Source organism: uncultured Tenacibaculum sp. (genome assembly GCF_947504135.1).
Classification (GTDB): domain Bacteria; phylum Bacteroidota; class Bacteroidia; order Flavobacteriales; family Flavobacteriaceae; genus Polaribacter.
The window spans coordinates 475,991-501,707 of the sequence record NZ_CANNGG010000001.1 but is presented as its reverse complement, the minus strand read 5'-3'; the positions used below and the strand labels follow the sequence as shown (position 1 = coordinate 501,707).

The following is a 25,717-nucleotide window of genomic DNA, read 5'->3' as shown; positions in this document are numbered from 1 at the left end:
TTATCTTAAATAAAAATAGGCGTGAATTATAAATTCACGCCTATTTTATTTTATATAACTAAATTAATTAGTCATTAATTGTCCAAGAAACATAGTACATAGAACCGATGAATCCTGAACCAGGAGCTCCCATATATTCGTTACCTGTTAAATTAGTTCCTCCAATTTTAAATCTAGATTTAAGTGAAGGTACTCTATAATTTATTTGTGCATCTAATACTGTTCTTTCAGATACCATATCATCTAAGAAACTCGACTGCCATAAAAACTCATCTTGCCATCTTACATTCACATTAAATCCGAAGTTGTTAAATAAATTCGGGTTACCAAACATTACTTTTACTTGATGCTCTGGTGTATTAAACCCTGGTTTAAAACCTGAATCTTCACTTTGATCAAAAACTAGTTTTGAATACGTATAATTTGCTCCTAAATTAAATGTCTTAAACACTTTAGTATTTAACCCTACTCCTACACCATACGAATCTACATTAGCTGGTGTATTTGTGTTAAGTACAAACGATGTATAGTCTCCATTATCAATTGCTGCATTAGCTAAAGCGTTTGGTGTTCCATCTGCTTCTAAACCTCCATAATTAGCTACAATAACATCTTTAAAAGCTACAAAATCGTTATACTGGTTGTAATAACCATTAATATCTAATTCTAAAATGTTTCTACTATTTAAATCAATAATACTTCTATACCCTACTTCATAAGAAGTTACTTTTTCTGGCTTAATTGGGTTTACATGAAGCTTAACTCTGTTATCTTCTCCTGCCAATGCGTTGTCAAAAACGTTTCTACCAGTAATTGTATTGGTAGTACCATCTTGATTCATTGCTATTGTAGAAAAACGGTCTAAGTTTTCTTCTGAAGTTCCTAAAATATAATTACTTGGTCCTGAACGTAATCCGAAGTATTGCTCTAAAGTACTTGGATTTCTAAACCCTGTTTGATAAGAAGCTCTTAAAATATGGTTTTTTGAGTCTCCTAAAGAATAGTTTAATGCTACCCTTGGCGAGAAGTTTCCTTCGAAGTTTTTAGATTTATCATAACGAACAGATCCTGTAAACTTTAATCTATCCTCTAAAAATTTCTTTTGAATTTGAGAGTAAACCCCAAACATATCAAACTCAATATTATCGTTTTCATCGGTAAATAATGTTCCGTTTGAGTTAATATCATACTTACGATAAGAACCTCCTACTTGAATTTCTCCCCAACGAATAATATCTTTAAAGTTATAGTTGGCATCAAAATGGTAAAAAGAAGTTTCATCTTTTATACCAGCTCCTCCTTTGTTTATTGGAGTATTAATTACTTCTTCTAATGCTGTTTTAAATTCGGCTGATCCTGGTACAAATCTATTTCTGTTAGCATATCTTCTTGCATCTGCATCGTTAAAAGCAGTGTAATTTTGATCGTTAATTACTCCTGAATACATGTCTATGTATTCTTTATACCAGTTTTGCGTCGGATTGTACTTTTCATTTAAGGCAATTGCAGCAAATCGTAAATCGTGAGTTTTTCCTGAATCGTTTCCAGTATAGTATCCTCTTGCATAGAAATTCTTCCCTTTTAATTCTAATTTATACTGCTCGATAAAATATCCTTTTTGAGAGAATCTGTTGGATCCTTGGTAAGTATTGTCTCCACGAGAAAAACGAGAATTTAAAATAATTTCGAACGCATCATTAGCCCATGGTCTGATATGAATAGATCCGTCAAATTTTAAGTTATAACCATCATAATTTGTTAAATCTTTTTCGTCATACCCTGTTCTACTTACATTTCCAATACCTGGAATAGCCACTGAAAAATCATCTCCATACACATTTACTCCATCGTAATCTGTATTGGTATCTCTATCTCCATCAATTGCTACACCACCAATTCCTGTAGTATTTCTAGTATCATCAGCATGCCACTCTTCTGCAGAAAAGTAAGTTAGGTTTACTTTTGCAGCTAAATAGTTATTAAATTTATATGCCATACGTGCACCTACATCGTAAAAAGCATTATTCCCTGCTGCTTCTTGCGACATGTTTCCTGTTTTAATATACGTGCTAATACCTGCATCATCAAAAGGGTTTCTACTTTTCATTAACAAAATACCGTTAAAGGCGTTTGCCCCATATAAAGCAGAAGATGCTCCTGGAAGAATTTCAACATTTTTTACATCTAAATCTGAAAGCCCCATAATATTTCCTGCTGAGAAATTTAATGCAGGAATTGATGTTTCTACCCCGTCTACTAACTGTACAAATCGAGTGTTATCGAAAGTAGAAAAACCACGTGAGTTAACAGATTTGAATCCGTAGTTTGCTTCACGCGACTCGATTCCTTTTAAGTTTGTTAATCCGTCATAAAACGAGATAGAAGTATTTCTTTTAACATCAACAATCCCCATTCTTTCAATGGTTACTGGCGATTCAATAACTCGTTCAGGAGACCTTGATGCAGAAATTACAACTTCTTCTAATGCGATGTTTTCTTTCAAAATTACATTTATTTCTTGATCTTGAGATACAACTTCAATGATTTCTGTTTTGTATCCAAAAGCTGAAACTTGGATTGTTACAGGATAGTTTGATGCTGATTTTAAAATAAAACTTCCCTCGAAATCTGAAATTGTTCTATCATTTCCTGAAATAATTACAGCATTAGAAAAAGGCTCTAAATATTCATCATAAACTTTTCCATTTATAGTCGTTTGTCCGTATACAGATACAGCACAAACTACTAAAAATATAGATAGTAGTTTTTTAAACATAATGTTTATTTTAATTAGTTTTTGTAAATTATTATTGATTTATTTACTCATCTAGAGCAAACATGATTGGGAATCCGTATTTAACTGAAGCGTTATCTCCTTGTTTTTTTCCAGGGATAAATTGAGGTAATTGAGATACAACTCGAACCGCTTCGTTATTTAATAACTCTCCGCCCTTAGGCCCTAAGGTTTTGATGTTTTTAACCTGTCCGTTTTTATCAATAATAAAACGAACCCAAACCTCGCCTTGAACAGATTCTTTTACCGCCTGACTAGGGTATCTGAAGTGTTTTTGAATATGTTTTACCATTTCAACATTAAAACAATCTAATCGTTCTCCTTTTTTAGCTTTTTTACAAGCTGTAAAAAGAGGGATTTTATCTACAGTACTAAATTTCTCAGCATTTTTTATTTCTTCTGCTGATAATTTACTGGTAATATCTTCGATGTTATTTTTTATTGTTAATGGCTGAGAAATTTCTGCAAGTTGATTTGTGTTTTCAACTTCAGCTGTTCCTACACTAGACAACTCTGAACCTGAAGAAACAGCTTTCTTTTTAAACACTTCTCTTTTTTTCAAGTATCTTCTGTTTGCTGAAACCTTAACAGAGATTTGACGCGTACCTTTATTGTCTTTACTTTTAGGCTCAATGGTACATTTAGTAATACTATTTAGGTCTAAAGTTTCTTCTGGAGTTTCACAAACCTCACGTTGAGACATTACATTTGTAGTATACAAACAAACTAAAAATATAAATAAAATTACTTTTTTCACACTTAAGGGTTTTAACAATCTCTAAGTCAATTGATTAATTGACTAAATATTTCAGCGCGCAAAATTACTCTTTTTTTGTGAAAAATTAAATTTTTTAGCAGTTAATCTACACCGGTGTTTAATGTAAAGCTCATTGGAAAACTATAGGATACTTTTGAAGGCGAACCAGCTTGTTTTCCTGGTTTAAAATTCGGGAGCAACAACACAATTCTTTCTGCTTCTTGTTTCAAGATTTCATGCACTCCTTCACCTTCTGTTTTTATACTTGTTACCTTACCTGTTTCGTCAATTATAAAACTTACCTGCACGCTTCCTTCTATCCCTTCATCTAAAGCTTTTACTGGATAAACTAAATTATTAAGTATATGCTGTTGCATTTCGTAGTTAAAACAATCTGTTTTATCTATTGAATCATCTGCACACGATAAAAACATTGGTATTTCTTCAACTACATCAAAAGAAATCCCCTTACTTTCTACAGTTCTAAAAATTGGGGCAGGATTGCTTAAACGAGCTAGTTTTAAATTATTAATTGCATTGAAAGTATGCATTTCTTTCGCTTTTAAGTCTTCTGCTAAGCGAGTAACTTTTTCAAAATAAACACGCTTTTTTAAATATCTTCTACTAGTAACTGTGGTAACCATTGTAGAAGCTTCATCATTACTGTCATCATGCTTTTCAATCAAACATTTATCTACAGTATTAATATCTTGTATTTTATGATCTTGAGATGTACATTTTTCTTGTGCATTTAATAAATGCGTACTATACAAAATAGCTAACAAGAATATTATTATTTTTTTCATCACAATCTGTTTTGTTAAAACACGGTAACCCAACAAAAATTGAGCAGACAATTCTTTCAGCCTCTATTTAAAAATTAAAAGCTTTATGAATACTAGCAAGTTTTAGGATTGTTTAAACTAAGTTTTGAGTATTAATGAATAAACTCTTATTAACTTGATGTTCTAATAAAAATCGTACAGATTTCTTATGTGAAGTTATATTATTTTTCATTTTTTAGGGGGATAAAATGTTTAAAAATACTGATTTACAATGCTTGAAAAAAGCATAAAAATACTATGTTAACGATTATAAATATAGTAAAAAAGAACTTAAACAGCAATTATCTAAGTTCTTTTTTATGTTATCGTTATGTTTTTTTAGCGTAAAAAACTAGTATTCATTATATAAGAAATCATTATAAGGAAAACGCTGTATATGTATCTTCTTTACCTCTTCATATACCTTCTCTTTAAAGTCTTCTAAATTATCTTTATTTAAGGCTGATATAAAAATACTTTCTGTTCCTAAATCATACATCCATGTCCTTTTCCAGTCTTCTAGCGTGTAATGTTTTTTTGTTTTTTCTGTTACCAAATCGTCTTCATCAATAGTTTCATGAGTATAAGCGTCTATCTTATTAAATACCATAACTGTGGGCTTATTTTTACTATTAATTTCGTCTAATATTTTGTTTACAGAAGCGATATGATCTTCAAAGTTTGGGTGCGTAATATCAACTACATGCAGTAGTAAATCGGCTTCTCTAACTTCATCCAACGTAGATTTAAACGATTCTACTAACTGAGTTGGTAATTTTCTAATAAACCCAACAGTATCAGTCATTAAAAATGGAATATTTTTAATGACGACTTTTCTTACCGTAGTATCTAGGGTTGCAAATAGCTTATTTTCAGCAAAAACCTCACTTTTACTAACTACATTCATTAAAGTAGACTTCCCAACGTTTGTATAACCTACTAAAGCAACACGCACCATTTTCCCACGGTTCTTTCGTTGTACCGCCATTTGTTTATCAATGGTTTCGAGCTTCTTTTTTAGCAATGAAATTTTATCACGAATAATTCGACGGTCAGTTTCAATCTCTGTTTCTCCTGGCCCACGCATACCAATTCCCCCTTTTTGTTTATCAAGGTGGGTCCACATTCGTGTTAATCGAGGCAACAAATATTGATATTGCGCTAATTCAACCTGAGCTTTTGCCGAACTTGTTTGTGCTCTACTAGCAAAAATATCTAGGATTAAGTTGGTTCTATCTAAAATCTTACAATCTAAAAAACGTTCGATATTTCTTAGCTGTGCTGGAGATAATTCGTCATCAAAAATAGCTGTTCCAATATTGTTTGAATCTATATAAGCTTTAACATCTTCTAGCTTTCCCGTCCCTAAAAAAGTTTTCGGATTGGGCTTATCAAGCTTTTGTACAAAACGCTTTACTGCAACCCCCCCTGCTGTTAGAGTTAAAAACTCTAGTTCATCTAAATACTCTTCTGACTGTTTTTCGTCTTGATGTTGGGTTATAATTCCTATTAAAACCGCTTTTTCTGATATGGCTTCTCGTGTTTCTATCATACGCTACAAAAGTACGAATTTATCAATGTAAAGTAATTAACTTATTTGTTTGAAAACTGGGTTATTTTTTAGTCCTACAGTAACTCTTTAATTATCTTTTTTAATTGAGGCAATACTTCCTTTTCAAACCAAGGATTTTTAGTTAACCAAAATCGATTTCTTGGTGATGGATGTGGTAACACAAAATAGTCTGGTAAATATTCGTGAAAAGCATCTACCGTTTCGGTAAGCGTTCGTTTTGCCTTGTCTTTTAGATAGTAATTCTGAGCATACATCCCAATTAAAATAACTAATTGTACGTTGGGCATTTCATTTAATAAAGGTTGATGCCATTTCGGAGCACATTCTCTTCTTGGTGGTAGATCTCCTGATTTTCCTTTTCCTGGATAACAAAATCCCATAGGAATAATCCCAAAATTATTACTATCATAAAATTGATGATCAGTTACTCCTAACCAATTTCGCAGTTGTTTTCCGCTAGCATCATCCCAAGGAATACCTGATTGATGTACTTTTGTTCCGGGTGCTTGACCAACAATAATGGTCTTTGACCGTTTACTGGCTAAAACAACAGGATTAGGTTCTATAAAGTCCTTACAAATAGTACATTTACGAATATCGGCTAGTAATTCTTCCATAGTTAAAAATACTAAAATCCTATCGATTTAAAATGCTTTATTACTAAGAGATGTCTTTACATAATTTTGTTCTTATTCGCTTTCCTCAAGAACAAAATCACTCGATATGACAAGTATTAAAACTTAATAAAATCATCAAAAGCTACGTAATAAGGTTGATCTTTAAAAACAGGTAGCTCTACACTCTCTGCATTCGCAATACCAATTCCTGCATACCAAACTTTTGCGTTTTGATTTTTTGCATGTTCTTTAAAGGTTTCCATCCATAACACATCATATTCTTGTGGTGACTGAATGTTATTTGTAGTTTTTACCAATACAAAAATGGTAGGCTCTCCTTTTTTATACAACACAAACTGCGGATGTTTTTTCAACTCGCTATTGATTGCAACAAATTCATACCCCATTTCTTGCAGTTTCTTACCCACAATATTCATTCCTAAATTGTGGAGTTCTTGCTTGGTAAGTTCTTGCATTATTTACGTTTCTTATTGCGTTTATTATAGTTTTTATCGCCTCTAGTTTTTGGCTTTTTGTATTTCTTAGCAAGCTCTCTTCTATACGAACCTCCTTGATTTGTTTTTTTATTCTTTTCCTTTTTTTCATGGAAAGCTGGACCTGCTTCATACTCTTGAGAAGTTCTATTTTTATTTACTTCTCTTTCTTCCTTCGGACGTTCTTCTTCCGTTAATTGCTTGGTTATCTCAACTTGTTCAGGAATTTCTAACTTCGGAATTGTATAATTCATCAACTCCTCAATTCGTTGTTTAGCTTCCTGCTCTTTTTCCGTAGCAAATAAAATTGATTTTCCTTCATGTTCTGCACGACCTGTACGACCAATTCTGTGCATATAGTTTTCAGGGAAGTGTGGTACATTAAAGTTTACCACATGCGTAACTTCCTCCAAATCTAATCCACGTGCAATTACATCGGTTGCAATTAAAATTCGTTTTTCTCCTTTGTTGAATTGTTCAATAGAACGCAAACGGTAGTTCTGTGTTTTATTTGAATGAATTACACAAGCTTGTGATGGAAATTCTTCAGCTACACAATCAAACAATCTATCTGCATTTCGCTTATTCGGTGCAAACACCAATACTTTGTTAAACTCCGATTTATCGAATAACAAATAGTTCAATAAGTTGACTTTTGTATAAAAATTCGGAACATCATAGCTTATTTGCTGAATGTTATCTAACGGAGTTCCGCTAACTGCAATGGCTATTTTATGCGGTGCTATAAAAAAATCATCAATTAATGCCTCTACATCTTCCGTCATAGTTGCCGAAAACATAATGTTTTGACGTCGTTGTGGTAGTAAATCAAAGATATTTAACAACTGAAAACGGAAACCTAAATCAAGCATAACATCTACTTCATCAATTACCAACTTCTGAATAGATTTTAGCTTCAATACATTACTTAATGCTAAATCGTATAAACGCCCAGGAGTAGCTACTATAATATCTGCCCCTTGCATCACTGCTTCTTTATGACGGTTCAAATTAACACCTCCATAAACCCCTACAGTTTTCAACGTAATGTATTTTGCTAGCTTTTCAATCTCTTCAACTACCTGAACCACTAATTCACGTGTAGGTACTAAAATCATCACTCTAGGATGTTGTTGTTTTGAAAACTTTAAATCACGAAGTATAGGTAATAAATACCCGAAGGTTTTACCTGTACCTGTTTGAGCAATACCCACTACGTCTTTTCCTGAACGAATTACAGGAAATGCTTGTTCTTGAATAGGTGTTGGATTAACGAAACCTAATTCTTCAATTGAATTTCGTAGTGGATTTGATAAGTCTAAATCTTGAAAAGTAGTCATTAACAATAATTTGATGCAAAGGTACAACCATTATTTTGTATATTTAAAGGACTTAATTCATTATTGATTATGGAAACACCTAAAAGATTAGAGCAAGCACTTATAAAGCTTTATAATGCTTTTCATAGTGACGAATTAAACCCTGAATGTTGTTCAGCTTGTGCGGTTGGTAATATTTTAGATAACCGAGATAGCTGGAAACATTTAACAAATGGTCATGGCTCGCTAGAGTTAAGCTATATAGGTAGGGTACATCAAAATTTAGGTAGAAAATTTAATGGTTACTCTCCTTTAGAACTCTTACAAATTGAAAAAGTTTTTTTAGAAGCTTGCGGATTTACGCTTCCGCTCTGTCATTACAATCCCAAACCTCAAAACCCAACACATAAAGAAACTTTATTTAATGGTTTGTGTGCTGTCGTTGCTCACTTGTGCAAACTAGAAAACATTCCTAATGTTATGGATTATGCTAAAGTTTTTGAATATGAACAAGATAACCCTGTTTACAAATTTGATGTGATTTACGAATAAATCATCTTGCAAAGAACATCTTTTTGCAATCAAAACACTTAAATTTTTTCTTGTTAAAAAAGATAATTTTTTGAAAAAAACTTCTTCTCTTTCTTCTAATAGAAATAGATTGACAATTTGGGCAATTCATAGATTTAGCTTCGTTTTAAATATTTTAGTAGATGACTACAAAAGAAAGCTATTAAGTTTAACTAAACGTTAAAAAAACTACAAATGACTGATTATTAATTATAAATGGTTGTTTTTTTTGTATATAAAACCGATACAATATTAATAATGTATCGGTTTTATATTTTAAAATCACTGAGTGATTATCCTCCAAAGTCATCAAAACGGATGTTTTCGTCATCTAGACCAAAATCTTCACCCATTTTTTGTACTGCTTTGTTCATTAATGGTGGTCCGCAGAAATATAATTCTAAATCCTCAGGACTTTCATGCTTAGATAAATATTGGTCTATTACAACTTGGTGAATAAATCCAACAAAACCATCTCCGCTTTCATCATTAATATCTTTTTTAACCTTCCAGTTATCTTCTTCTAATGGCTCAGATAATGCCAAGTAGAATTTAAAGTTTGGAAAGTCTTTTTCTAACGCTCTAAAGTAGTGAATGTAGAATAACTCTGCTTTAGAACGACCTCCGTACCAGTATGTTACTTTTCTACCTGTCTTTAAAGTTCTAAATAAATGATAAATATGTGAACGCATTGGTGCCATACCAGCTCCACCACCTACATATAACATCTCTGCATCAGAATCATTGATAAAGAATTCACCATAAGGTCCAGAAATAGTTACTTTATCTCCTGGCTTTTGATTAAAAATATACGAAGATGCCACCCCTGGATTTACATCCATCCATCCACCTTTAGCACGGTCGAAAGGAGGTGTTGCTACACGAACATTTAACATGATTTCTCTTCCTTCTGCTGGATAAGAAGCCATAGAGTATGCTCTCTCTACAGTTTCTTCATTCTTCATTACCAATGGCCTTAGGTTAAATTTATCCCAATCAGCCTCAAATTTATCAGGTTCACCTGGATGATCTTGTGGATGTGCAGAAATATCCATATCAGAATATTTTACTTCACATGGTGGTATTTCAATTTGAATATACCCACCTGCTTTATAATCCATTTCTTCTGGAATCTCAACTACAAACTCCTTAATAAAAGTTGCTACGTTATAATTTCTTACAACAGTTGCTTCCCATTTCTTAATTCCGAAAATTTCTTCTGGAATAGAGATATCCATATCTTGCTTTACTTTTACCTGACATGCTAAACGGATACCGTGTTGTAATTCTTTACGTGTAAAGTGTGGTGTTTCTGTAGGTAAAGCTTCTCCTCCACCTGAATTTACATGACACTCACATTGTACACAAGAACCACCACCACCACAAGCTGATGGTAAAAAGATTTTTTCATTACCTAATGTAGATAATAAAGTACCTCCTGATGCTACTTCTATTGTTTTTTCACCATTAATTGTAATCTTTACAGGTCCAGATGGTGCCAATTTTTGCTTAACAAATAATAATAAAGCTACTAAAACTAAGATTACCGCCAAAAACGCTAATACTGTAATAGCAACTGTTCCTCCTGTGCTTACTTCTAAAAATACCATTATTCTGTAATTTCTTTAGTGTTATTAGCTAATTCTTCAGCTTTCTCTTCAGTTGTTTCAACTTTCTTCTCTTCTACTTCTTTCTTTTCAACCTGAACTGCTGTAGTTTCTTCTTTTTTACCTTCATCATCACCACCTGTTAACATTCCACCGAAACTCATAAATCCGATAGCCATTAAACCTGTAATGATAAATGTAATTCCTAATCCTCTTAACGCTGGTGGTACAGATGAATATCTGATTTTTTCGCGAATAGCTGCAATTGCTAAAATTGCTAAGAACCATCCGATACCAGAACCTACACCGTAAGTTAATGATAAACCTAATGTTGGGATTTCACGAGATTGCATGAATAACGATCCTCCTAAAATTGCACAATTTACAGCAATTAACGGTAAGAAAATTCCTAAAGAGTTATATAATGCTGGTGCAAATTTTTCTACAATAATTTCTACCAATTGTACCATGGTTGCAATGGTTGCAATAAACATGATGAATGATAAGAAACTTAAATCATAGTCTGCATACTCAGCTCCTAACCACTTTAAAGCTCCAGGTTGTAATAAATACTGATCTAACAACCAGTTTACTGGTACAGTTACCGCTAATACGAAAATAACGGCTGCTCCTAAACCTACGGCTGTTGATACTTTTTTAGATACTGCAAGGTATGAACACATTCCTAAGAAGGTTGCGAATACCATGTTATCTATAAATATCGACTTGAAAAATAATTCTATATGTTCCATATTTTTATAGTATTTAGTATTGAGTAGTTAGTAGTGAGTTTATTGATAGCATCTCAATTCTCATATCTAACATCTCATTACTATTTTAATCTTCTACTAATGCTTTATTTCTTGTACGCTGTACCCAAATAATAATACCCACAACAATTAACGCCATTGGTGATAATAACATAAATCCGTTGTTTTCGTATCCTAAAGCATACAATCCTGTTTTTTCGATAGGATCTCCTAATACTTTAAATCCTAATAAAGTACCTGAACCGAATAACTCTCTAAAGAATCCTACAATAATTAAGATTACTGCGTATCCTAAAGCATTACCAATACCATCTAAGAAAGATCTCCAAGGTCCGTTACCTAAAGCAAAAGCCTCAAAACGTCCCATAATAATACAGTTGGTAATAATTAACCCAATAAATACCGATAAGGTTTTACTTAAGTCGTATGCAAATGCTTTTAACACTTGGTCTACAATAATTACTAAGGTTGCTACTACGATTAACTGTACAATAATTCTAATTTTTGATGGAATAATATTTCTCATTAATGAGATTACCACATTTCCTACTCCTAATACAAATAATACCGATAAAGACATTACTATTGAAGCTTTTAACTCTGCCGTAATTGCTAATGCAGAACAAATACCTAATACTTGAATAGTAATTGGGTTATTATCTGCTAATGGATCAGTAATTAACGCTGCGTCTTTTTTTGATAAAAGTCCCATATTTATTTTAATGTTTTAAAGTAAGGTACGTATAAACCTAATTCGGTTTTAATCATTGCAGCTACACCGTCTCCTGTAATAGTTGCTCCTGCAATTGCATCTACCTCGTTATCATTTTTATCTTCATTCTTTGGATCATTGTTAGATTTAGAAACTGCAATTCCTTTAAAAGAACCGTTGTTCATTAAATCTTCACCAATAAAATCATCCATAAAGTAACGTTGCTTAATGTTGGCTCCTAAACCTGGCGTTTCTCCTTTATGATCAAAGAAAACTCCTTGTACCACCATGTTTTTATCCATTGCAACATATCCCCAAATAGCATCCCAAAGACCTTTACCTCTAATTGGTGCGATGTAAAATGTAGTTCCATCTTTTTCACCTACAAATAATGGTAATTTTCTTGTTTTACCTTCTTTAGCTGCTGTTTGTTGTTTTTTAACATCAATTAAATATGCGTTAGCATCTTCAGAAACGTTTTCTCCTTCGATTACTAATTGCTTTTTGATGTATTTTGCAAACTCATCTGCTACTTTATCTTTTGAAACAAATTCAATACTTGTTTCGTCATTTTCGTTTACACCCATTGCATACAAAATGTTTTGTTGCTTTTCAATACGCTTGTTTGCATCGATTGTTGGGCGAAGTGATGACGCTGTAAAAGCTAACAACGCACCCACTACTAGTACCATTCCTATTGCGAATACTACCGTATATCCATTACTATCTGTCTTCTTACTCATAATTAGGCAGTTTTAGCTTTTAAACGTTTTAATCTTCTCTTTACATTTCCTTGAACAACGTAGTGATCGATAGTTGGAGCAAATACGTTCATTAATAAGATCGCTAACATTACTCCTTCTGGATATGCTGGGTTGAATACACGAATCATAATCGAGATAAATCCAATTAAGAAACCGTAAATCCACTTCCCTTTGTTAGTTTGTGCTGCAGTTACAGGGTCAGTTGCCATGTATACCGCACCAAATGCAAATCCTCCAATTAATAAATGCTTCCAGAAATCTAAGCTCATTAATCCGTAAAACTTACTCGTTTCACCAATCCACCCCATATCAACCACTTGGTTGAAGATGAATCCCATTACTAAAGCTCCGATTACTGAAGATAACATGATTCTCCAGCTTCCAATCTTTGTAAAGATTAAGAATAAAGCTCCTAATAAGATTAATAATGTTGAAGTTTCTCCTACTGAACCTGGAATAAATCCGAAGAACATATCAGAAACTGAATAACTAATTGGTTGTGATTGTGCTAAACTTCCTAAAACTGTTTCACCAGAAATTGCATCAGCAGTTCCTGCAGCTTCTACTGCACCGTGAACCCATACTTTATCTCCCGACATCCAAGTTGGATATGCGAAGAATAAAAATGCACGAATGGTTAAGGCTGGGTTTAAGATGTTCATTCCTGTACCACCAAATACTTCTTTACCAATTACAACACCGAAAGCTACAGCTACAGCTAACATCCATAATGGTAAGTCTACTGGTACGATTAACGGAACTAACATTCCTGTTACTAAGTAACCTTCTTCTACTTCGTGTCCTTTAATTACAGCAAAGATAAATTCGATTACTAAACCTACTAAATACGATACAATTACTAATGGTAAAATTTTAGTTAAACCAACTAGGAAGTTGTCCATATTCCAAAAGTCTCCACTAAAGAAAGACATTCCTTCAGTAAAGCCATTAATTGCAGCGTTGTGTTGATACCCTGCATTAAACATACCGAAAAGTAAACATGGTACTAATGCCATAATTACTGTATTCATGGTACGTTTTAAATCATCGGCTGCCTTGATATGAGTTCCTCCATGAGTAGTCTCATTTGGCAAATATAAAAAGGTGTGGATTGCGTTAAACGCAGGTGCCATCTTAGTACCTTTATATTTCTCTTTTAAATTATGTAAATTTTGTTTTAAGCCCATATCTTATCCTAATTCTTCTCTCATTAAATCTAATCCTTCACGAATTATTTTTTGGTGAGGTTGTTTCGATACACAAATAAATTCTGTTAATGCAAAATCTTCTGGTGCAATTTCATATGCTCCTAATCCTTCCATTTCGTCAAGATCTTTATACATACAAGCTTTTAATAATTGCATCGGATAGATATCTAACGGAAAAATTTCTTCATACGAACCAGTTACCACAAATGCTCTGTGCTCACCGTTAGTATTAGTATTTAAGTCATATTTTTTCTTCGGATTTAACCAAGAGAATGTTAATGCTCTAGAAGTAGAAATTTTATTAAAAATTGGTTTATTCCATCCGAAGAATTCATAATCATCTCCTTCTGGAATTGCAGTAATTACATTATCGTAATATCCTAAGAAACCTTCTTCTCCTACTTGCGTTCCGCTTAACACGTTTCCGCTAATAACACGTGCATTAGTAGTTTCTAAGTTTCCTTTAACAACATCAGCAATTTGCGCTCCTGCCTTAGCAGTTACGTATTGTGGCTTGTTAAATTTAGATCCTGCTAAAGCAACAGTACGAGTAATATTAAACTTTCCAGTTAATAATAACTCCCCAATAACTACTAAGTCTTGTGGTGTTACTACCCACACAACCTCTCCTTTGTTAATAGGACTAATTTGTGCGATTTGTGTACTCACATTACCAGATGGGTGTGGTCCAGAAACCTTATGTAATTCAACACCTTTAACTCCTTTAAATGGAGATAATGTTGAATTCGCCGCTACAGAAACATGAACTTTACCAGTAGTTAACTTTGTTAACGCTGTTAAAGCTGCTTGTAACTCTGCTTCTTTACCTTTTAACGCATAATCATAATCAGCTGCTAAAGGCGCACTTGCATAGGCTGATACAAAAATTGCTTTTGGTGCTTGATTTGGATTTGCAACTACGTCGTACGGGCGTTGCTTTACAAATGGCCAACAACCTGAAGCAAATAAGTGATTTTTCACCTCTTCTCCAGACATTGCGTCTACATCTTTTTTACCAAAATCTTTGTATTCCTGCTGTGCATCAGCAGTGATTTTAATTGCTAAAACTTTTCTTCGTGCTCCACGAACGATTTCTGTAACTTTACCACTAACAGGACTAGGAAATAAAACACGCTCATCACTTTTTGAATAAAAAAGTGCTTCTCCTGCTTTTACTTCTGTACCTTCTTTTGCTAAAATTTTAGGAATAACGCCGTGAAAATCATCTGGCTTTACTGCAAACACACTACCTGATTGAAGTTCGGTAGTTACCTGTTCTGCCTCGCCAACTAGCTTGATATCCAAGCCTTTCTTAATACGGATGTCTTTTGACATAGGAACTGATTAATTTGATTTTCTTAAAAACACGCAAATTTAAAAATTTTACCCCCCTTTACAGAACAAAACAATCCATATATTTACTTTACCTCTTTATTTATATTTATTCTAAATAAAAACCTTGTCTTTGGCGTATATTTTGATATTTTTGTTATATCATGAAAATAAGAAACTTATTTATCGCTATTTTTTTCTGTGCTATTTCAAACTATGCTCAAAACATAAAAACAGTTCAACTACGTCCTATGCACAATTCTGAACAATACGCACCAATTGTACGTTTAGGAGATGTTTTAAAACTATCTTTTGATGATTTAGAGGCTGATAGCAAACAATATCAATACAAAATTGAACACATGACACATGATTGGAAACCTAGCACTATGACTAGCAACCAATACATTCAAGGTTTTGAACAAAACGAAATCATCAATTTTTCAAATTCATTCAACACGCTTCAGCCCTACACGCATTATTGGGTAGAAATCCCTAATCAGAACACCATTATCACCAAAAGTGGCAATTATTTAATTTCTGTTATTGATGAAAATTACGAGGTAGTTTTTACCAGAAGATGTGTTTTTTATGAAGATTTAACCACTGTAGGTGTAGCTGTTTTTAGAAGTAGAAATGCCACTACAGCCAACAAACAACAAACTGTTCAATTTTCAATAAACCATCCCAATTTACAAATCAACAATCCTTCACAAGAAATTAATATTACATTGTTTCAAAACCATAATTGGAATACAGCTATTACTAATCTTCAACCTATTTTTATAAAACCTCAACAACTTTTATATAATCACACTGAAAAAACTAATTTCTGGGGTGGAAATGAGTTTTTAAATTTTGACACTAAACTGATACGAAACTCTAGTTTAAATATTGCTAAAGTAGAACGCAAAAACGTATACCACAGCTACCTCTACACAGACGAGCCTAGGGCTGATAAAACATATACCTACAACCCTGATATTAACGGACAGTTTGTTATAAGAACCACTGAACGTGATGTTGCTGATAACAGAGATAACACTGAAGCTGATTATTCTTTAGTTCATTTCTCTTTAGATGCTTTTGAGCCTTACGAAAACAAGGAAGTTTATGTTTATGGAGCTTTTAACAACTACGAATTGACACGAGAAAATAAAATGACCTACGATTCTAGTCAAGGAATATACAAGGCTATTTTACCTTTTAAACAAGGGTTTTACAACTACAGTTACGCTACTTTAAACTCAAAAAACTCTGTAAATCTACATGAAATCGATGGTTCATTTTATCAAACTGAAAACGAATACACTGTGATTGTTTACTACAAACCTTTTGGTGAAATTTATGACAGAGTAATAGGTGTAGGTAATGGATATTTTAATCAAAACAGGTGAGTCTCATAATAAACATTGACTAAAAAGTGAAAAAGAACTATCTTTATCCTATGTTTCAGCAAGTAACTAAGGGGATAAAAATTTCGGTAAAAACTTCTTTCAAAGGAACCGTTTACAGGGGCTATCAGCAATACTATGCCTTTAGCTACTACATCACTATTGAAAACAGATCAAAAGAAACCGTAAAACTACTTGAGCGATTTTGGGTCATTTTCGATGCTCTTAACAATACTGAATATGTAGAAGGCGAAGGTGTTGTTGGAGAAACTCCTATCTTAAAACCAAACGATATTTACAACTATAAATCTAATTGCTTCTTACTCTCAACAACAGGAGCAATGGGCGGCAACTATAAAATGATTAACACTAAAACTTTAGAAGAATTCCTAGTTATCATACCAACTTTTCAATTAACTACTACTGCTATTTTAAACTAATGAGCAAAAAAAATAAAGTTACAGTTATAAAAGACCTTAACTGTTTAAATTGTGGATATCCTTTTACTCGTGGTGAAAAATTTTGCCCTGAATGCGGACAACATAATAGAGGAAAAAAATTACCTTAAGTGTTTTCTTACGTGAACTTTTTGCTGGTTTCTTTTCTTTAGACACGAAGTTTTGGAGAACATTAATTCCTTTGCTAATTAACCCTGGAAAAGTTTCAAAAGACTATATTGAAGGAAGAAGAATTCGATACACTAATCCGTTTCGGTTTTATCTAGCTACTACAATTATTTTCTTTTTGACTCTGGGAGCAATTAATAGTTATGACCATTTTGAAAAACTTAGAAATGGATATCCTAAAAATAGCTCACTTTTAAGTATTAACGTTGAAAACAAAAAGAAAACACAGCTTAATATTAGTCAACTACACGACCTTGTATTTGGAGAAATAAAACTTAATCCCAAAAAAAAAATGACTCTTTAAAACCTAATAAAAAAGATTCAATAACCGAATTAGACTCAGTTGAAAATCATATTAACAATTCTGTATTTTATAGTTTTTTAAAGTTTAAAGAAGAAAACCAAACCTTTCTACTGAAAGCGCTCTAGATAGTTTAAAAATTGAAAAGAATTTTAGTAACCGTTTTTTATACTCTAAAGTTAAACTCGTAAACTCATATGTAAGAAACGACGATGAACGTAACAAGTTCAACAAACAGCTTTTCTCGTACATCTCTATTTCGTTATTTGTTTTACTTCCTTTATTTACTCTTTTCTTAGCATTTATATACACCCGAAGAAAATACACTTATGTTGAACATTTAGTCTTTGTTTTTCATGTTCAAACCGTATTTTTCTTACTCGCCAGTATTTTTTACATTATAAGCTTCATCAATAAAGGTGGCAATAATTTACCTACAATTTTTTCAGTGCTTTTTTTACTATATTTATTTATAGCAATGAAAAAGTTTTACGGGCAGTCGTTCTTTAAAACCCTAGTAAAATACTTTATTGTAAACACCGTTTTTATAAACTTAATGTTTATAGGTATTCTAGTTGTGTGGATTATAACTTTCGCTCTGTATTAATTTTTAATTCAATAGTTGTAAAAAGAAGTTTTTTGAAGTATTTTTTAACTTTACTGTTGCTTTTAAGTCATTACTACTAGCTACAAACAATTGTATTGATTGTACTTTATCTAGATATTTGTTTTTGACGGAGTATACGCCCCTATCTTTTGCTTGATATTGAGCCACATCAAACAAAAAATAAAACTTATCATCAAGTTTTTTAAGCTTATTTAAAACTGGTTGTTTTTGCGAAGTGAATTGTAGCTCTCCCTCATTACAAAAACTATAGGTAGTAAATAAAGGCATAAGAGTTAACACTTCGCTATTGTTTACTCTTTTAATTACCTCTTTTTTATTTAAATACTCACACAACCCTTCTCCTTCTAAGTTAAAAGTTACGTTGGGAGTTATCATATTTTGAATTTCTTTTTTGGCAACCTTGTTAAAGTCATCATCGTACTCATAAGTTACAATAGTGTCTGATTTCGTAACAAAGGAAGAGAGGTTAAAGTCCATTACCCCATTCCATTTAGCAGTGATAGAATCCAACGATAATGTAGTAAGCTTTTTAAATTTTCCTGAAGCATTTTCAGGCAAAATATTGACTAACTTTTTTATATTTAGTTTCCCTGAAATAGTAGCGATAGCACCAGCTTCAAAACCAGCTTCAAAAGGCAAGAAAATATCGTTATTTTCATTTAATTTCCCTTCAATACTTAACTGACCTTCATCAACCAAGACTTTGAAAAAACCTCCTTTATTCGCACTAAAAGCTATCGGGCTTTTATGCTTTTTAATATTCGAAAAAATTTCAGCATCATCAGAAAAGTAATTCCCTTTATCAAGAGCCTTTATTAACTCATTAGAAACCTTAGCACTTTTATCAATCTTAAATAGTACTTGAACTTTATTATTGTTAACTACACAAGTAACTTGTTGTTTCCTGTAAATGGTAGTTATACCTACCTTTTCTTCTTTAAATCCCGTCTCTTTTAAAACTTCAACAAAATTATTTTTAACCGAAACTTTATCACTGATTAAAAACCCTTTAAACTCTTGTTTATTGGTATACAGAAACACATTACTTGGAATTTCAATTTGATCTAACAACGAGCGTTGTTTTTCTTTTACTGCAGATGATTTTTTAAAGTCTACTTGAGAAAGTGGATGCTCTAAAAAACTGGTAAGTATATTGTATTCTATTTCTCGAAGATTAATATGGATAACCGTCTCTGCAGAAACAGGAACCTTACCTGCATAAATTACGGTTGGATTGTATCTAAAAAACCCAACCGTAACTATAATACAGCATAGTATTAAAAAGGTATATGCTATTTTTTTTATCATTCAGTTTATTTAGCTACCGAATTGATAAACTTTAATAATAATTTTAAGGTGTTTTCTTCTGTACCTTGTGTTGAAAGTTTTAACTCAGAAGAAATTGTATTTCCTTTCATTCTAGACACTCTAAATAAAGCATCATTCATGTTTTCAGTAGAAAAATGTAACGCTTCTTTTTCTGACTTACTCATCCACTCGTTTGGTACTTTGTTTAAAACAGCATTTACATCAACATATAATACTGTTGAGTTATTCCTAACTAATTTACTGTGTTTTTTAGTATTGAAATTTGTAGTACCGTTTGCAATATTTAATGCTCCAGTTTTAGAAGTCGTTAAATACAACACATCGTTTTTAACCACTGAGTATAACCCAAATGGTAAATCAGCTTTTTTAGTTACAAACTCAACCACATTATCCTGAATTTTTACCGCCTTGTGCTTTTCTCCTATTCTGTAAAACTTATTTAATAAATCTTCTTTTTCAGAGCCAATCATTAATGTAAAATCTGGCACAAAATCTTCTTTTGTTTTTGTTACCTCTTTACGCTTATAATTCTTATCATACTCGTAAGTAGTGTACTCAACTTCTTGTTTAGCAAAATCGTTCAATACCAACAACGCATCACCTGTAATTAATTCGCCAATTGCTTTTTCGTCTATTACTAAAGAAAATAAATCTCCTACAATTTCAATTTCTTCTTGAAACTTAGGCAAAATACCTCCATACATTTTATTGATTAATTCTGGATACTGCTTTAATGTTTCTTCAGTGTTTAAAGAAATACTCCAAAAAGCTAAAGCTTTATCATGATCGAAGCTATTAACTAAATTACGATCCATTCTCTTATTATAAATCTTCTTAAAAGACCTTTTCATATCAGAACTAACTGCCATATCTAACAAAACTCTTGCATCTTCTTTTTCAAAAAACAAGTTTGCTGTTACTTCTTCTACTCCGTAAACATTTTGATTTCCTTCTGCATACAAAGGATAAAAGCTGTTTCCAAAAGATTTAAAAATATCTGTCATTAACTCACCATAATTACGCACCCATAATGTTGCTGATGAATTTTTCTTTTTACTTTTTTGGAATTTTCTGTTTGAAGCAATTGATTTAGAGTAGTTTTTATCAAAAACATTCAATCCATGTTCTTTCGACCATTCTCTAGCTAATCTTCTCTTAAAGTTATAATTGTATTCTCCTTCTTCCTTTAATTGCTCTAAACGCTCTTTGTTATAAGAGAAATATGATGAAGACATACTTCCGTTTATAAGTAATAACGTGTGGTCATTCCAAATTTTAAAAGAAGAACGTCCTGCGATGTAACTATAATTTCCTTCCGTTTTAAGCTTCTTCTTTTCGCGTTCATACAACAAAGATTCAAACGTTTTTCTATCGTTTAACTCAACATAAAAGTTATGATACGAAATACTATCCGTCTTTGTTAAGAAATAATATGCGTTTGAATTAATATTCACACCTGCATTAGCAACCGAAGAAACTTTATCTTCATCACGTCTTCTATTAATATCCTTTAAAATTTCTTTTCCAATAGCATTTTTGTCAATATCTGATACTTCTATCAATTTAAATAAATTTTCTGCGTTTGCAGAAACTAACACATCTATGTTGTTAGGTATCTTAGACTCTAGTCGTTGAGCCTGTATAACTGTAAGTATATTTAAAAACAGTAGTGTAGCAATAATTTTTTTCATCCTAAATTTAATTCTCTAATTGTATTTTATTTTTGATTGTTTGTGTGTTCGATATGATATCTTGTGCTTGTAAGTGCAGCATAATTGCTTTTTTACTTTGTGATATTCTCGCTTGAGTATTTTCCGTTGATTTTATAGGCTCTTGAAATCGATAAACACTCGTATAAGTAGCCGTTTCAAATACTTTACGATCTTGATTTTTTGTTTTTTTAAACTCTTTTCCTAAATCAAAATGATGACTACGAGTAAACGTTTTATTTTCTTTGTTAAATGTGAAATGCTGATTCTTCTTAATCGCCTCTATATGTTTTTTTGAACTGAAGTTAGAAATCACTTCGTTCAAAGCTTCAACATTATCAAAATCACACGAAACAGTTACTATAAATTCGTTAAAATCTAGCGTATTTTTTACGTTATGAACCCCTTTGGTCTGCTTTATTTTGTAAACTATTTCGTTTACTTTGTTTCTAATAGTAGTTTTAGATGGTACTTTGTAACCATTAATACTATCAAGCAACATTATTGAGGCTAATTTTGTTTTACTTTTACTTAAATTGATAGTTAATACAGCACTACCTGAACCATCTTTATTAAAGCTAACTTCTTCTACAAACTCAAAGCAGCTTGTAAACAAAAAAGTAGAAATAAGTGAGAATAGCAATAGTAATCTTTTGTTCATATTATTTTTTTGGCAAAGATACCAAATAGGTTTAATTACGAACGAATGATTTCTTCTTGTATTGTGTTAATATTTGAATGTAAGTCGTAGTAAATCATGGTAAGTTCATCCTCTTTTTTTACCACAGAAGTAATACTTACCGTTTCAACATAACTACGTTTCATTTTTAATGAAATTTCTGGAGTTCCTCTGGTTTCATCTTGATGAAAAGCAATTATGTCTGATTGATTGTACGAAGGGTGTTCTTTTAACCAATCAGTAAACCACTGTTTTCTTAATTGTTTTGTTTCTTCATCGTACAAGGTTGAAGACGACCATATTTTAGGAGTTTCATCTAGCTCTTGAAAATGTTTTTTATCCCCATCCCAAACCAATTCATACGCTTGTAAACTCTTACTCCAATCAACCAAAACAATTGTAAAAGGTTCAATTCCTTCAAAATTAAAATTCTCAATCATTTCAACAGGATTATCAACCTTTAGTAATTGCTTTACAATAACTCCCCTACTCATGCGGTACGACTCAGCTCTTTTGTGTTTGGTAAAACCTCCGTTCAATAAACAAACCAACCGGTGTTTTTCACTTAAACCAATCCATGTTCCTCCAGCTAGCTCATCTTTTGGATATGTTAACTTCACTCCTTCTTCACAGTAGGTTTTTGGCGCAATTGTTTTACGCTTCGGATCTTCATCTCTATTAGAAGTTAAAATAAAATTATTATCCTTTAAAGGTAAATAAGTTACCGTACACATGTTGTTCTTCTTTTATTAAATTCAAGCCTTTTGTCTACCTAAATATTCCTAAAATAACCTTAACTTTGTTTTTTAAGAAAGTTTTCAAAACTTTTCAATAGCAAAGAAAGAAATTTAATTCAACAAACAACATACAAAATGGGAAAAGGATTTTTTCACGTACCGACTGCCATTAATGAAACTGTAAAAGGATACGCTCCTGGATCTCCAGAGCGCGAAGCAGTTTCTAAACAATACAAAGAATATTTTAACGGATCTATGGATGTACCAATGTATATCGGTAGTGAAGAAGTTAGAACAGGAAAGACTGAAAACATGACTCCTCCTCACGACCACCAACACGTAGTAGGACAATTTCATGTAGGAGACAAATCGCACGCTGAAAAAGCTATCGCTGCTGCTTTAGAAGCTCGTACTAAATGGGCACAAATGCCTTGGGAGCAAAGAGCTGCTATCTTTTTACGTGCTGCTGAATTAATCGCAGGTCCGTACCGTGCAAAGATTAATGCTGCAACAATGATTGCACAATCTAAAACAGTTCACCAAGCAGAAATTGATTCAGCTTGTGAGTTAATCGACTTCTTACGTTTTAACGTAGAGTATATGACTGATATTTACAGTGAGCAACCTAATTCTGACGACGGAATTTGGAACCGCGTTGAATACAGACCATTAGAAGGATTTGTGTACGCTGTAACTCCGTTTAACTTTACTGCTATTGCTGGAAACTTACCTGCATCTGCAGCAATGATGGGGAATGTTGTAGTTTGGAAACCTTCTAGTAGCCAAGTTTTTTCTGCGAACGTAATTATGCAAATCTTTAAAGAAGCTGGTTTACCTGATGGTGTTATCAATTTAGTATTAGGAAATCCTGCTGATATTACTGAAGTTGTATTAGCTTCTCCTGATTTTGCTGGAATCCACTTTACAGGTTCTACAAACGTATTCCAAGATATTTGGAAGAAAATTGGAGAAAACATCCACATCTATAAAACATATCCAAAAATTGTTGGTGAAACAGGAGGTAAAGATTTTATCGTTGCTCACCCATCAGCAAACGCTAAACAAGTAGCTACTGGTATTTCTCGTGGTGCTTTCGAATTCCAAGGACAAAAATGTTCTGCAGCTTCAAGAGTATACTTACCAAAATCATTAGCTGAAGAAACTTTAAATTATGTAAAAGAAGATATCGCTTCTTTTAAAATGGGCTCTCCAGAAGACATGAGCAACTTTATCACAGCTGTAATCCACGAAGGATCTTTTGATAAATTAGCTAGCTATATCGACCAAGCTAAAGCTGATGCTGACGCTGAAGTTATTGCAGGTGGTAACTACGATAAATCTAAAGGATACTTTATCGAGCCAACAGTTATCTTAACTACCAACCCTAAATACACGACTATGGAAACTGAATTATTCGGTCCTGTAGTTACTATTTATGTATACGAAGATGCTGATTGGGCTGAAACATTACAATTAGTTGACGGAACTTCTGAATACGCTTTAACAGGGGCTGTATTCTCTACAGATCGTTATGCAATTGCTGAAGCTACTAAAGCACTAGAAAACTGTGCAGGTAACTTCTACGTAAACGATAAGCCAACAGGAGCTGTAGTAGGACAACAACCATTTGGTGGAGCAAGAGCTTCAGGAACAAACGATAAAGCAGGATCTGCTCAAAATTTATTACGTTGGGTATCTCCTCGTTTAATCAAAGAAACTTTTGTTTCTCCAACTGATTATCGTTACCCTTTCTTAGGATAAAATATTCCGATTACGGAAATTTACTATAAGTTAAAAGCAACCTCAATGAGGTTGCTTTTTTTATTTGTTTTCAAACAGATTTCAACTAATTTCGTTTAACACATATTAGCGTTTATAAACAATGAATTATAAAGAAATACTTGAAGCTGTATATCAAAAAATAGCTCCTATTGAAAAATATAGGTGAGTTGGCTACCTATATTCCTGAATTAGCTACCATTGATACTGATAAATTTGGCGTATATATTTCAACAGTTACTAACACCAATTTTGGTTTAGGAAACTTTCAAGAAAAATTCTCTATTCAAAGTATTGCTAAAGTATTATCACTTTGTTTGGCTTATCAACATCTTGGTGAATCTATTTGGGACAGATTGGGTGTAGAACCCTCTGGTAACAGTTTCAATTCACTTGTTCAATTAGAAACTGACAATGGTATTCCTAGAAATCCGTTTATCAACGCAGGTGCTATTATAATTGCCGATATTTTAATTAGCAGTTTGGTAAACCCGAAGGAAGATTTATTGAGTTTCATTAAAAGTCTTTCTAAAAATAAAGACATCAACTATTCTGCAAAAATTGCGGCTTCAGAAAAATCGGTAGGATACAGAAATGTTGCCTTGTGTAATTTTATAAAGTCTTACGGAAACATCTACAACGACCCTGAAGTGGTATTGGACTTCTATTTCGATTTATGTTCGCTGGAATTGACTTGCGAACAACTTTCGGAATTATTCTTCTTTTTAGCCAATAACGGACAAACACGACAAGGAAAACAAATATTAACCAAAAGTCAATCGAAAAGGATTAATGCCTTGATGCAAACCTGTGGGTTTTACGACGAATCTGGTGAGTTTGCTTTTAAAGTAGGACTCGCAGGCAAAAGTGGTGTTGGAGGAGGCATTATTGCCATACACTCTAATCAATATGCGATTGCAGTATGGAGCCCCAAATTGAATAAAAAAGGAAACTCCTACAGAGGCATGCGCTTTTTAGAGGAGTTTACTACCCTTTCTGAGCAGTCTATTTTTTAATGAATACTTACTTTTAAAATCATTTTATATCTTTAAAAATATTTTTTTGTAAAAAACCTATGAAACCTGAAACACAAATTCTAAAAGAAAGATTGGCTGAAATCCTAAATATCCTTTTAGAGTTAGAGTTCATAAAGAAGGATATAAAAACACTTTTAAACTCTACAGAAAAGCAAAG

The 25,717-nt window shown here is 32.5% G+C and carries 22 protein-coding genes and 1 pseudogene; 6 read left to right on the top strand and 17 right to left on the bottom strand.

Annotated elements, in window-relative coordinates:
- Window positions 1–67 precede the first annotated feature (67 nt).
- From Q0663_RS02375 to Q0663_RS02345, 7 genes are all read right to left on the bottom strand, one after another.
- The gene (locus Q0663_RS02375) at window positions 68–2,776 is read right to left on the bottom strand and encodes a TonB-dependent receptor (protein ID WP_299005707.1); all 2,709 of its coding nucleotides are present in this window, start codon (window positions 2,774–2,776) and stop codon (window positions 68–70) included.
- A 43-nt stretch (window positions 2,777–2,819) separates the two neighbouring features.
- The gene (locus Q0663_RS02370; protein ID WP_299005704.1) at window positions 2,820–3,551 is read right to left on the bottom strand and encodes an energy transducer TonB; all 732 of its coding nucleotides are present in this window, start codon (window positions 3,549–3,551) and stop codon (window positions 2,820–2,822) included.
- A 101-nt stretch (window positions 3,552–3,652) separates the two neighbouring features.
- A complete protein-coding gene (locus Q0663_RS02365) occupies window positions 3,653–4,357 on the bottom strand; it encodes an energy transducer TonB (RefSeq protein ID WP_299005701.1) in 705 nt (234 codons plus the stop codon).
- Between the two features lie 370 nt (window positions 4,358–4,727).
- Window positions 4,728–5,927 (bottom strand): GTPase HflX, encoded by a 1,200-nt coding sequence (hflX, locus tag Q0663_RS02360; RefSeq protein ID WP_299005698.1) that lies wholly within the window; start codon window positions 5,925–5,927, stop codon window positions 4,728–4,730.
- 74 nt (window positions 5,928–6,001) lie between these two features.
- The gene (locus tag Q0663_RS02355) at window positions 6,002–6,565 is read right to left on the bottom strand and encodes a uracil-DNA glycosylase family protein (protein ID WP_299005695.1); all 564 of its coding nucleotides are present in this window, start codon (window positions 6,563–6,565) and stop codon (window positions 6,002–6,004) included.
- 116 nt (window positions 6,566–6,681) lie between these two features.
- Window positions 6,682–7,041, bottom strand: coding sequence for a Na(+)-translocating NADH-quinone reductase subunit F (locus Q0663_RS02350; RefSeq protein ID WP_299005692.1), 360 nt, complete (start codon window positions 7,039–7,041; stop codon window positions 6,682–6,684).
- On the bottom strand, window positions 7,041–8,399 hold the full coding sequence (locus Q0663_RS02345) for a DEAD/DEAH box helicase (protein WP_299005689.1): 1,359 nt from the start codon (window positions 8,397–8,399) through the stop codon (window positions 7,041–7,043). Before Q0663_RS02345 ends, Q0663_RS02350 begins: the two co-directional genes overlap by 1 nt.
- A gap of 69 nt (window positions 8,400–8,468) precedes the next feature.
- Here Q0663_RS02345 and Q0663_RS02340 point away from each other — a divergent pair, with 69 nt between their 5' ends.
- Window positions 8,469–8,930 carry a Na(+)-translocating NADH-quinone reductase subunit F gene (locus Q0663_RS02340; protein ID WP_299005686.1) on the top strand — a complete coding sequence of 154 codons (462 nt, stop codon included), beginning with the start codon at window positions 8,469–8,471 and terminating at the stop codon, window positions 8,928–8,930.
- Window positions 8,931–9,241: 311 nt separating this feature from the next.
- On the opposite strand, the gene nqrF is transcribed toward Q0663_RS02340, so the two are convergent.
- The 6 genes from nqrF to Q0663_RS02310 form a co-directional block, all read right to left on the bottom strand.
- Entirely contained in the window at window positions 9,242–10,561 is a 1,320-nt protein-coding gene (gene nqrF, locus Q0663_RS02335; RefSeq protein WP_299006329.1) for an NADH:ubiquinone reductase (Na(+)-transporting) subunit F, read from the bottom strand.
- On the bottom strand, window positions 10,558–11,307 hold the full coding sequence (gene nqrE, locus Q0663_RS02330; protein WP_028891370.1) for an NADH:ubiquinone reductase (Na(+)-transporting) subunit E: 750 nt from the start codon (window positions 11,305–11,307) through the stop codon (window positions 10,558–10,560). Before nqrE ends, nqrF begins: the two co-directional genes overlap by 4 nt.
- A gap of 85 nt (window positions 11,308–11,392) precedes the next feature.
- Window positions 11,393–12,037 carry an NADH:ubiquinone reductase (Na(+)-transporting) subunit D gene (locus tag Q0663_RS02325; protein ID WP_299005682.1) on the bottom strand — a complete coding sequence of 215 codons (645 nt, stop codon included), beginning with the start codon at window positions 12,035–12,037 and terminating at the stop codon, window positions 11,393–11,395.
- A 2-nt stretch (window positions 12,038–12,039) separates the two neighbouring features.
- On the bottom strand, window positions 12,040–12,780 hold the full coding sequence (locus Q0663_RS02320; RefSeq protein WP_299005680.1) for a Na(+)-translocating NADH-quinone reductase subunit C: 741 nt from the start codon (window positions 12,778–12,780) through the stop codon (window positions 12,040–12,042).
- 2 nt (window positions 12,781–12,782) lie between these two features.
- Complete coding sequence (locus Q0663_RS02315) at window positions 12,783–13,988, bottom strand: NADH:ubiquinone reductase (Na(+)-transporting) subunit B (RefSeq protein ID WP_299005678.1); 1,206 nt, start codon at window positions 13,986–13,988, stop codon at window positions 12,783–12,785.
- Between the two features lie 3 nt (window positions 13,989–13,991).
- Window positions 13,992–15,344, bottom strand: a complete 1,353-nt coding sequence (locus Q0663_RS02310) for a Na(+)-translocating NADH-quinone reductase subunit A (RefSeq protein ID WP_299005676.1) — start codon at window positions 15,342–15,344, stop codon at window positions 13,992–13,994.
- 161 nt (window positions 15,345–15,505) lie between these two features.
- Here Q0663_RS02310 and Q0663_RS02305 point away from each other — a divergent pair, with 161 nt between their 5' ends.
- The 3 genes from Q0663_RS02305 (at window position 15,506) to Q0663_RS12655 (ending at window position 17,665) form a co-directional block, all read left to right on the top strand.
- Complete coding sequence (locus tag Q0663_RS02305; RefSeq protein WP_299005674.1) at window positions 15,506–16,738, top strand: DUF5103 domain-containing protein; 1,233 nt, start codon at window positions 15,506–15,508, stop codon at window positions 16,736–16,738.
- 50 nt (window positions 16,739–16,788) lie between these two features.
- Window positions 16,789–17,175 (top strand): Co2+/Mg2+ efflux protein ApaG, encoded by a 387-nt coding sequence (apaG, locus tag Q0663_RS02300; protein WP_299006327.1) that lies wholly within the window; start codon window positions 16,789–16,791, stop codon window positions 17,173–17,175.
- Between the two features lie 118 nt (window positions 17,176–17,293).
- Complete coding sequence (locus Q0663_RS12655) at window positions 17,294–17,665, top strand: DUF3667 domain-containing protein (protein ID WP_367171428.1); 372 nt, start codon at window positions 17,294–17,296, stop codon at window positions 17,663–17,665.
- 607 nt (window positions 17,666–18,272) lie between these two features.
- Here the strand turns inward: Q0663_RS12655 and Q0663_RS02295 are convergent.
- From Q0663_RS02295 to Q0663_RS02280, 4 genes are read right to left on the bottom strand one after another with little or no spacing between them, the layout of a single operon-like run.
- Entirely contained in the window at window positions 18,273–19,598 is a 1,326-nt protein-coding gene (locus Q0663_RS02295; protein WP_299005672.1) for a hypothetical protein, read from the bottom strand.
- A gap of 5 nt (window positions 19,599–19,603) precedes the next feature.
- Window positions 19,604–21,310: a hypothetical protein gene (locus Q0663_RS02290; RefSeq protein WP_299005667.1), complete on the bottom strand. Its 1,707-nt coding sequence runs from the start codon at window positions 21,308–21,310 to the stop codon at window positions 19,604–19,606.
- A 7-nt stretch (window positions 21,311–21,317) separates the two neighbouring features.
- Window positions 21,318–21,989, bottom strand: coding sequence for a hypothetical protein (locus Q0663_RS02285; RefSeq protein WP_299005664.1), 672 nt, complete (start codon window positions 21,987–21,989; stop codon window positions 21,318–21,320).
- Between the two features lie 35 nt (window positions 21,990–22,024).
- A complete protein-coding gene (locus tag Q0663_RS02280) occupies window positions 22,025–22,741 on the bottom strand; it encodes an NRDE family protein (RefSeq protein ID WP_299005661.1) in 717 nt (238 codons plus the stop codon).
- A gap of 138 nt (window positions 22,742–22,879) precedes the next feature.
- On the opposite strand from Q0663_RS02280, the gene pruA reads away from it, so the two are divergent.
- Window positions 22,880–24,505, top strand: a complete 1,626-nt coding sequence (gene pruA, locus Q0663_RS02275; RefSeq protein ID WP_299005658.1) for an L-glutamate gamma-semialdehyde dehydrogenase — start codon at window positions 22,880–22,882, stop codon at window positions 24,503–24,505.
- Window positions 24,506–24,626: 121 nt separating this feature from the next.
- Window positions 24,627–25,539, top strand: a pseudogene (locus Q0663_RS02270) (glutaminase).
- Window positions 25,540–25,717 lie beyond the last annotated feature (178 nt).